The organism is Agrobacterium cavarae, from assembly GCF_004310285.1.
GTDB classification, from domain to species: domain Bacteria; phylum Pseudomonadota; class Alphaproteobacteria; order Rhizobiales; family Rhizobiaceae; genus Agrobacterium; species Agrobacterium cavarae.
The window spans coordinates 174976-184584 of record NZ_SISF01000028.1 but is presented as its reverse complement, the minus strand read 5'-3'; the positions used below and the strand labels follow the sequence as shown (position 1 = coordinate 184584).

Below are 9609 nucleotides of genomic sequence, written 5' to 3'. Positions count from 1 at the left end.
TTGAGCTCTGCCCAACTGGCAACGCTCGACAGCGCCGAACTCGCTCTCTTCTCCACCGGAGAGGTTGCATCACTCAGCACCAAGGCACTTTCCGGCCTTTCTGCAGCGGCTCTGACAAACTTGAGCAGCACGAACGCAGCAGCGCTGATAAAGGCGCAGATCGCGGTGATGTCTTCGGCACAGCTGAACGCTCTTTCATCCGATGCGCTCAACACCTTCTCAAGCGACGAGGTGAAAGCTATCAGCGCCAATGCGCTCACCGGTATCACGGCCAGCAAGCTGACCACGGGTAACATCGCGAACCTGAGCGCGACACAGGCAGCAGCGCTCACCACGACGCAGTTCGCAGCGATGTCGACCGACCAGATCCAGGCGCTGACCTCCACGCAGGTTGCTGGTCTCACCGCGGCTCAGGTTGGCACGCTGAATAGCACGGAACTCGGCCTGTTCACCACAGGTGAGATCACCGCACTCAGCGCGAAGGCTGTTTCCGGCCTGTCCACGGCAGCCATCTCTGGCTTGAGCACGTCGACGGCTCGTGGCATCACGGCACAGCAACTGCAGGCAATGAGCGACGCCCAGGTCGAAGCAGTCATCAAGGCCTATAATGGGGTCTAAGACCTGGCACTTGTCCCAAATCGAGATCAATCTTTGATATCTCGAAACCAGGACATGACGACATGGGGCATCGGCAAGTGCAGATGACGCCCTGACCCAATAGCTTACGACGCGGCCAAGAGCCGCGTCGTCGATCTCCAGCTCAGAATGAACATATGCTACGAACCGCCGCCGTGACGTTGGCATTTCGCGCTTCCGCAGCAGGCAGAGGAGCTCTCGGACAACCTGCTTACAGGTTCGCACCTTATCGTCGCGTGCAGATTAACCCCGCGCCGTCCGCACGTCCGTATCCGTTCTCAGCCCGCGACCCCAATCACCACGATCTTCACAGCCGACAATGCCGACGGCACGTGTAAGAAAATCTGCGTCGCTGCTGTGGGGACAAACATTAAAGTAACCGTGCCAATAGAAGCATCGGTCGCAAGCAACCCAAGCAACACACGCGGTAAAAATACATCCAGCCACAGGCAAGTTATCTAGAGTAGCTGAAGATCAGCTATTCTCAGCCCTTTTCGCTCTGTCGCAGGATGCCATGACCGTCAGTCCCGTCACATCTTCGAACGATTCCGCCGCACCTTCCGCTCTTGATCTGGCACGACATCAACATCTGAGCCTGCTCGATCTGATGAGCATAGCGGAAGCCCTGAATGCGGCCGGCCAGCAGGCTGCAGCGGCAGAACTCTACAAGACCTGGGTCGCCTTCAACGACGGCAATCCTGTCATTCACATGGCCTATTTCAATTATGCGGTCACGCTGAACAAACTTGGCGATCGAGCAGGTGCCATCCAGGCCTTCCGCGCGTCCATCAAGGCCGATCCGGACTTTGCTCCAGCCTATATCAATCTCGGGCGTGTGCTGGAGGATGCAGGAATGATCGGCCACGCGGTGGAGCAGTGGTCGCGTTACGCTCAGGCAGCAAAAAACGTCGATGCTGAAGCGGTTGGCAATCGGCATATGGCCTTGCAGAACATTGGTCGTGTTCTGGAGGGAACAGATAAGCTGGAAGAGGCGGAAAGCACATTGCGCCAAGCATTCGAGCTTCGGCCGGACGCGCTCGAATCAGGACAGCACTGGATATCGTTGCGCCAGCGTCAGTGTAAATGGCCCGTCCTCGAGCCCTCGGCATATGTGCCGGCCCGCAAGATGCTCGACGCCATGTCCTCGCTGACGCTCAGCTGTTATGCCGACGACCCAATGTTCCAGCTCGCGAAGGCCTACCGGTACAGCAAGACATTGGTCGGTCGCCCCGACCTCACGGGCTTCCCGCGCAGAAAACCAAAACAAAAATCCGGCACCGGTCAGCGGTTGCGCATCGGGTACCTGTCATCTGATCTGCGCGATCACGCCGTTGGCTTCGCGCTTTGCGAGGTTCTGGAACTGCACGACAAGAGCAGTGTCGAAGTCTTTGCCTATTACTGCGGTCAAATCCGTACCACCGATGGCACGCAGGCGCGAATGAAGGCTGTGGTCGATACGTGGCGGGATATTCAGGATCTCGACGATGCAGCGGCGGCGTCGCTGATCATTTCCGACGAGATCGACATTCTGATCGACGTCAATGGCTACACCAAAGACGCGCGCGCGAAGATCTTTTCCTACCGCCCTGCGCCAGTCATCGTCAGTTTCTGCGGCTATCCCGGATCGATGGGAAGCCCATTCCACCAATATCTGATTTCCGACGGCTACATGATCCCGCCGGAGAACGAGATCTACTTTTCGGAGAAGGTGCTTCGCATCGCCTGCGACCAGCCGCTCGACCGTAAACGTCCCATCGCTGCCCGGCCCAGCCGCGCTGACGTCGGCCTGCCGGACGACGCGTTTGTGTATGCCAGCTTCAACGGGATGCAGAAGATCACGGAGACCTGTTTTGCGCGTTGGATGACGATCCTGTCGGAGACGCCCGGCAGCCTGCTGTGGCTTCTGGCGGGGGATGAGACGGCCAACCAGCGTCTGCGCGAGCTTGCCGAACAAAGAGGGGTGTCGGCTGATCGGCTCGTCTTTGCCCCCAAGGTTCCGAACCCGCATCATATCGCTCGCATCGGCGTGGCAGATCTCTTTCTCGACACGTTCCCTTATGGTGCGCATTCCACGGCTTCCGACGCGATCACATCCGGCCTTCCGGTCCTCACCATGCCGGGCAAAACCTTTGCCGCGCGTTTCTGCGCGAGCATCGTTAAAGCAGCCGGCGTGCCGGAAATGATTTGTTCTTCCCCGGAGGACTATGTCGCGCGCGCCATAGCCTTCGAGCGAGACCGCAAGAGCCTGTTGGCCGTTCGAGAGTCGATCGCGCGACAGCGCGACACATGTGTCCTGCGCGACATCCCCGCCTTGGCGCGGCGTCTTGAGGAGCTCTTCTGGCAGATGCAGGGCGAGTGCGAGCGCGGCGAGGCACCGGTTCCGGATCTCACCAATCTCGATCTCTACTATGAAGTGGGGGCTGAAGCCGTGCTTGAGAATATCGAGTTCGAGGATGAGCAGAGCTATCGTAACCGCTACCTCAAGAAGCTCGCCCAACTCCACGACTACGCGCCTATCCCTTATGATCGCCGTCTTTGGCAGAAGCCAGGGAACTGAGCTCGATCAGCCAACCAGACAAACAAAAGCCGCAGGATCGCTCCCGCGGCTTTTCCATTTTCGAAGCAGAGACCTATCCTGCGAAGCCGACGCCGACCTGTTTCTGGCCCAGAGCCTGAAATACGGTCGTGATGATGCCGGCACGGTCGAGACCCGCTTCCGCATACATGGTTTCCGGCTTTGCCTGCTCGACCCACTGGTCGGGCAGGGTCAGCGTGCGAACCTTGATTCCAGTATCCAGAAGACCGGATCCTGCCATGAACTGAAGCACCTGCGCGCCGAAGCCACCGGAAGAACCTTCTTCAATGGTCACGAGAACCTCATGGTGGCTCGTCAGCTGGCGGATGAGGTCGAGATCGAGCGGTTTGGCAAAGCGTGCATCGGCCACGGTGGTGGAAAGCCCTGCGGCATCCAGATCCTCGGCGGCCGCCAGGCATTCGGCTAGACGCGTGCCGAAGGAAAGAAGCGCGATCTTCGAGCCGTCCTTGACGACGCGGCCTTTGCCGATTTCGAGAATTTCGCCGCGGGCCGGCATATCGATGCCCACACCTTCTCCGCGCGGATAGCGGAAGGAGATCGGGCCCTCGTCATAGGCCGCGGCGGTGCGCACCATGTGCTTCAACTCCGCTTCGTCGGAAGCAGCCATGACCACCATGCCGGGGAGGGTGGCAAGGAACGTGGTATCGAAGGAGCCCGCATGTGTCGGGCCATCGGCGCCGACGAAGCCGGCGCGATCGATCGGAAAACGTACCGGCAGGCCTTGCAACGCCACGTCATGTACCAACTGGTCGTAACCGCGTTGCAGGAAGGTGGAGTAGAGCGCGCAGAAAGGCTTGTAGCCTTCCGCGGCAAGCCCTGCGGCAAAGGTTACGGCATGTTGCTCGGCAATGCCGACATCGAAGGTGCGCTTTGGGAACAGCTCTGCGAGCTTGTCGAGCCCCGTGCCGCTTGGCATGGCAGCTGTCACGCCGACGATCTTGTCATCGAGCTTTGCTTCCTGCACCAGCGCTTCGGCGAAGACGCTGGTATAGCTTGGCGCGTTCGGTTTTGCTTTGGCCTGCGTGCCGGTGATGACATCGAACTTGTTGACGCCGTGATACTTGTCGGCAGCGGCTTCAGCCGGGGCATAGCCTTTGCCTTTTTGCGTCACCACATGGATCAGCACCGGACCCTTCTGGTTGTCGCGGACATTGCGCAGCACAGGCAGAAGATGGTCGAAGGAATGGCCGTCGATCGGACCGATATGGTAGAAACCCAGCTCCTCGAAGAGCGTACCGCCCGTCACGTAGCCGCGCGCATGGGTCACGGCGCGGGTGATGGCGCGATCGATGGTCTTGCCGAGATAGGCCGTCAGCTTCTTGCCGAAGTCGCGGAAGCCCATATAGGTGCGGCCGGATGCAAGGCGCGCCAGATACGCGCTCATGGCCCCCGTCGGCGGCGCGATCGACATGTCGTTGTCGTTGAGGATCACGATCAGCCGTGCATCCAGCGCGCCGGCATTGTTGAGGGCTTCGAAAGCCATGCCGGCTGACATGGAGCCATCGCCGATAATCGCAATCACCTTGCGGTCGCTGCCGTCAAGTTCTGCCGCAACCGCCATGCCAAGGCCGGCAGAAATCGAGGTGGAGGAATGGCCAGCGCCAAAATCGTCATACTCGCTTTCGGCACGACGGGTGAAGCCGGAAAGGCCGCCTTCCTGGCGCAGCGTGCGGATGCGATCGCGACGGCCGGTCAGGATCTTGTGCGGATAACACTGATGGCCGACGTCGAAGATCAAGCGGTCGTCCGGGGTGTTGAACACCTTGTGAATGGCGATCGTCAGTTCCACGACACCGAGGCCAGCACCGAGATGCCCACCGGTCTTTGAGACCGCATCGATCATCTCGTCGCGCAGTTCCCTTGCCAGTTGCGGCAGGTCGCGATCCTCGACTGCTTTCAGATCGGATGGGAGTTTCACCCGGTCAAGCAATGGTGTGTCTGGCATTCCAGTCAATCGTTCGGCCTTCGTGTTTTCTTTAAAACGCACCCTATAAATGGGGAGGGCGCAGTCTTCGGCAAGCGTGTTCCCGTTCTACATCATCGGCCCAAAAATCGAAATCGATTTTCCGGAAAGCGCGATGCGTAGATCCAAAAGGTTAGAGTGTCCTTATGGATCAGGAAGGGCGCACGCTGCTCTAACGAATTTCAACCTTTGGGCAAAGGCACAAACTCATCTTCATCCCCCGGGACGATGTCGAAACGCCCTGTTCTCCACTCTTCCTTGGCCTGCTCTATGCGTTCTTTTGATGACGAAACGAAATTCCACCAGATATAACGCCGTGAATTCAACGCGGCACCTCCGAAGAGCATGAGGTGACAACCATCGACGCCACCCTTCAGCGTGATGTCGTCGCCGGCGCGAAAAGCCAGCAACTGATCCGCGGCAAACACATCGCCGGCAACCTCAAGAGAACCGGAGAGAATATAGATCGCCCGTTCCTCGTGATCGGCAGGGAAGGGGAATTTTGCGCCAGGCGTGAGCGAAAGATCGGCGTAGAGCGTGTCGGTGAAGGTTTTTACCGGCGAGCGAAGGCCCGCAAAATCCCCAATGACGACACGTCCGGTTGCACCAGCAATGTCGATCAGCGGCATGTCCTCGCGTTCGGTGTGAGAGAAGTCTGGAGCGATCTCCTCCTTGTCGTCCGGCAGCGCAAGCCACGTCTGCAAACCCGACATGCACAGGGGATGCCCGCGCAGGTTTTCCGGTGTGCGCTCAGAGTGGACAATGCCGCGACCGGCCGTCATCAGGTTGATATCGCCTGGTTGAACGACGACCTCCGTCCCCAGACTATCGCGATGCTTGATTTCGCCATCAAAGAGATAGGTGACGGTGGAGAGCCCGATATGCGGATGCGGCTTGACGTCGAGTGCTTCTCCAGCCTTCAGGATCGCCGGTCCCATCCTGTCGAAGAAAATGAAAGGGCCGACCAAACGGCGGTCGCGCGTCGGCAAGGCGCGCCGCACGGAAAAGCCGCCAATGTCGCTTGCGCGGGGAACGATCAGGTTCTCGATGGCATCACACGCGAAGGCGTCGCCGGCGGCGGGATCATTGCCTGGGAAAAACGACATGGATTGCTCCTCCACGGTGATCGATCCGCAGACTAACACGATTTGGTGCCGTGTGTGAGTGTTGTCTGATAAATGCTGCGTGTGGTGGTGCGGGTTTACCCGCTATCGTCAACAGCCGTCAGTCGGCCTTAAAAGCGTATGGCGAAGGTTTTCAGCGAGGGCCTCAAACCGTGGGCATCATTCGCCGTCCAGCGGCTCGACGCCCTGGGGTTTGCCCGCACGATCCAGACGGATCTTCTCGATACGCTTTTCGGCGGTTGTCAGAAGTGCTTCGCAGTGCTTCTTCAGGGCTTCGCCGCGCTCGTAAATGGCAATGGATTCGTCCAGGGCGACATCGCCGCGTTCCAGGCGGGCAACAATGCTTTCCAGCTCGGCGACGGCCTTTTCGAAAGAATAACCGCTGACATCGGCTGTGTTGGCATTTTCCGTCATCTTTAACCCTTCATCATTCTCAAGATATGCATGGCCGCCGATTCCGCCAGCCCTTCCAGATCATAGCCACCTTCCAGCAGACTGACGACCCGGTTGCCGGCATATTTATCCGCCATCTCCAGAATTCGCCCCGTTGCCCAATCGAAATCCTCACCCACCAGATTGATCTGGGCGAGTGGATCGCGGTGATGGGCATCGAAACCGGCCGAGATGATAATGAGGTCAGGCGAGAAATCGGCAATGGCAGGCAGAACCCTGGATTTGAACGCCTCACGGAAATGGTCGCTTCCCGTGTTGGGCGAGAGCGGCGCATTGACCACGTTGTTCTTCACGCCGGTTTCGTTTTTGTCGCCGCTCCAGGGATAAAGCGGCATCTGGTGGGTGGAACAGAAAAGCACCGACGTGTCGTTCCAGAAAATATCCTGCGTGCCGTTGCCGTGGTGAACGTCCCAATCCACGATGGCCACGCGCTCCGCACCATGGACTTTCTGCGCGTGACGGGCCGCAATCGCCGCGTTGTTGAAAAGACAGAAACCCATCGCCTTTTCGGTTTCCGCGTGGTGACCGGGTGGGCGGCTCGCAACGAAGACATTGTCGGCTTCCCCCTTGAACACGTCATCCACGGCGGCCATCGCGGCACCAATCCCGGTCAGCGCCGCTTGCAGGCTTTTCGGTGAGGCATAGGTATCCGCCTCGATACGATTGATCTCGCCTTCCTCTTCCGGAATCTGGCGCATCACGGAGAGAAGATGGCTTTCGGGATGGGCGAGAAGCACCGCATCTTCGTTGGCCTGCGGGGCTTGCTTACGAACCAGTCGCTCGAAATTCGGATGTTCAAGCGCGATGTTCAGCGAGCGCAGCCGGTCCGGCCGCTCGGGATGCCCCTCCGGTGTAATGTGTTCCAGGAAGATCGGATGCTCGTAAAGCCGTGTGGCCATGGGTCGCTTACTCCTGAAACGCGTGAAGGTTTGGATTATGTCCGCTGCGGCAGCAACGGATAGCCAGCCATGACCGCGCGCCCGGCAAGGGCTGCCAAGACGGCCTTGATCAGGTCACCCGGTATGAAGGCCATGGAGCCGATGAATGCCTTGCTGAAACCGATACCGGTTGCGAAAGCGAGATAAGTGATGCCGAAGGCGTAAAGAACGACGACGCCACCAGCGACACTGGCGAGGAAGAAGCCAATGCCTTGCGTTAGTGCGGGCTGGCCCGCTTTGACGAAGCGCTCGGAAAGGGTGCCGGTGACGAAAGCGGCGGCGATCCAGCCAATCAGATAGCCGGTGGTCGGGGTGGTGAAGATCGAAAGGCCACCTCTGCCGCCGGACAGAACCGGAAGGCCCATCGCCGCAATCAGGATTGTCAGCAGCACGGCAAGCGTGCCTCGCTTTGCGCCAAGGACGACGCCGGCCAGCATGACGCCCAGCGACTGAGCCGTGATTGGAACCGGAATGATGCCGAGTGTAATGGGCGGCAACAGGCCAAGCGCAATGATGATGGCTGAAAACAGCGATATCAAAACCAGGTCACGGGTGGTCATTGGGCGTCTCCCTTTTGTCTGAGTGAGGTTTGACCTCTGAAGCCGCGCGCGTCAATGGCATCCGCAATCGCGTCGGCATCCTTCAACGTCATTATGATGAGTGGGACGAGTATGCTTTTGAGCTTCACACGGCTGCCGCGTGCGCGGTGTGCATCGCTCAACGTGTGATATCGGCTGACGATTTCGGGGACGAAGCGAACCACAAGGCCAACCGCAAGGCCCACATCGGCTGCCTTTGCCAGGCCGAGCTTCTCAAACGGGCGAAGTGCGAATGTGATCTCGTCCATGAATTGCGAGATGCTCACACTTGCGGTTATGGCGATCGCCAGCAATGTCAGAGCGCTCAACCTCAAAAGCGTGACGGCGGCATCGATCGCAGGGATCAACAGGAAGCTAAACGTGGCGATGATCGCGATCGTCAGAAAGACCGGGCGAAGGCGGGAGAGCGTTTCGCGCAACCCCAGATGCGCCTGCCAGAGAATGAAGCCTGCCAGAATGACCGCAATGCAAAGGATCAACGGATCACGCGTGAGAAACAGGCCAGCGCTGAAGGCTGCCAGCGTCAACAGCTTCACGCGGGGCGAAAGCCTGTAGAGCCAGCCCGTTCCCTCGGCGTAAAGGCTTCTCATGAGCGCGCAATCTCCCGGTACCGGGCAATCACCTCTTCCGGCTCGCCATCCAGAACAAGCGTAGCCTGATGAAAAAGAAGAACGCGGTCGAACGTTTCAAGCAGGGGAAGGTCATGGGTAATAACGAGCACATCCTGCTCCAAGTCGAGGATGGTCCGCTCCACCACCGCGCGGTTCTTCAGATCAAGCTGGTTCGTCGGCTCGTCCAGGATCAGGATGTTTGGGCCGGTGATGGATAGCGCCGCAAGCGCTGCAAGCTGCAACTCGCCCCCCGATAGTTCATGGGCACGGCGATCTGAAAGATGGGCGATGCCGAAACGCTGCAAGGTTGCCGCCACAGCCGCATCGACAGCGATTTTGCCGACGCCGCGGTTCTTCAGTCCAAACGCGATGTCGTCGCGAATGATCGGCAGGATGATCTGGTTTTGGGGGTTCTGGAAGACAAAGCCCACCTGTTTCAAGACAGCATCGGCATCCTTGATCGTATCAAGCCCATTGACGATGACCCCGCCGGTGCTGGGCTTGGTAAGGCCGTTGATCAATCGGGCGAAGGTGGTCTTGCCCGAGCCATTCAGGCCGATCACGCCGATGCGTCGCTCCGATAGCGAAAGATCGAGCGGCGCAAGCGCTGTTCGCCCCTCGAAGGTCACACTTGCATTCTGGAACTGGATGTCCACGCCGTTTCCCTTATCGTCCGTTGCGCTTCTATA

At 59.0% G+C, this 9609-nt stretch carries 8 protein-coding genes and 1 pseudogene; 2 read left to right on the top strand and 7 right to left on the bottom strand.

The genetic code is table 11. The features are described 5' to 3' along the window. A pseudogene (locus EYC79_RS23760) lies at positions 1 to 618 on the top strand (ice nucleation-like protein); the annotation flags it as partial. A gap of 532 nt (positions 619 to 1150) precedes the next feature. Beyond that, positions 1151 to 3193, top strand: a complete 2043-nt coding sequence (locus tag EYC79_RS09740; RefSeq protein ID WP_130977834.1) for an O-linked N-acetylglucosamine transferase, SPINDLY family protein — start codon at positions 1151 to 1153, stop codon at positions 3191 to 3193. Positions 3194 to 3266: 73 nt separating this feature from the next. Here the strand turns inward: EYC79_RS09740 and dxs are convergent, their stop codons facing one another. The 7 genes from dxs to EYC79_RS09705 form a co-directional block, all read right to left on the bottom strand. Further along, positions 3267 to 5186 (bottom strand): 1-deoxy-D-xylulose-5-phosphate synthase, encoded by a 1920-nt coding sequence (gene dxs, locus EYC79_RS09735; protein WP_130977833.1) that lies wholly within the window; start codon positions 5184 to 5186, stop codon positions 3267 to 3269. A gap of 191 nt (positions 5187 to 5377) precedes the next feature. Then, positions 5378 to 6301, bottom strand: a complete 924-nt coding sequence (locus EYC79_RS09730) for a pirin family protein (protein WP_130977832.1) — start codon at positions 6299 to 6301, stop codon at positions 5378 to 5380. Positions 6302 to 6478: 177 nt separating this feature from the next. Next, positions 6479 to 6733, bottom strand: coding sequence for an exodeoxyribonuclease VII small subunit (locus EYC79_RS09725; RefSeq protein ID WP_037171757.1), 255 nt, complete (start codon positions 6731 to 6733; stop codon positions 6479 to 6481). 2 nt (positions 6734 to 6735) lie between these two features. Next, positions 6736 to 7671: a histone deacetylase family protein gene (locus EYC79_RS09720; protein WP_130977831.1), complete on the bottom strand. Its 936-nt coding sequence runs from the start codon at positions 7669 to 7671 to the stop codon at positions 6736 to 6738. Positions 7672 to 7706: 35 nt separating this feature from the next. Continuing rightward, on the bottom strand, positions 7707 to 8270 hold the full coding sequence (locus EYC79_RS09715) for a biotin transporter BioY (protein ID WP_130977830.1): 564 nt from the start codon (positions 8268 to 8270) through the stop codon (positions 7707 to 7709). Then, a complete protein-coding gene (locus EYC79_RS09710) occupies positions 8267 to 8899 on the bottom strand; it encodes an energy-coupling factor transporter transmembrane component T family protein (protein ID WP_130977829.1) in 633 nt (210 codons plus the stop codon). Before EYC79_RS09710 ends, EYC79_RS09715 begins: the two co-directional genes overlap by 4 nt. Beyond that, positions 8896 to 9576, bottom strand: a complete 681-nt coding sequence (locus EYC79_RS09705; RefSeq protein ID WP_130977828.1) for an energy-coupling factor ABC transporter ATP-binding protein — start codon at positions 9574 to 9576, stop codon at positions 8896 to 8898. Before EYC79_RS09705 ends, EYC79_RS09710 begins: the two co-directional genes overlap by 4 nt. Positions 9577 to 9609 lie beyond the last annotated feature (33 nt).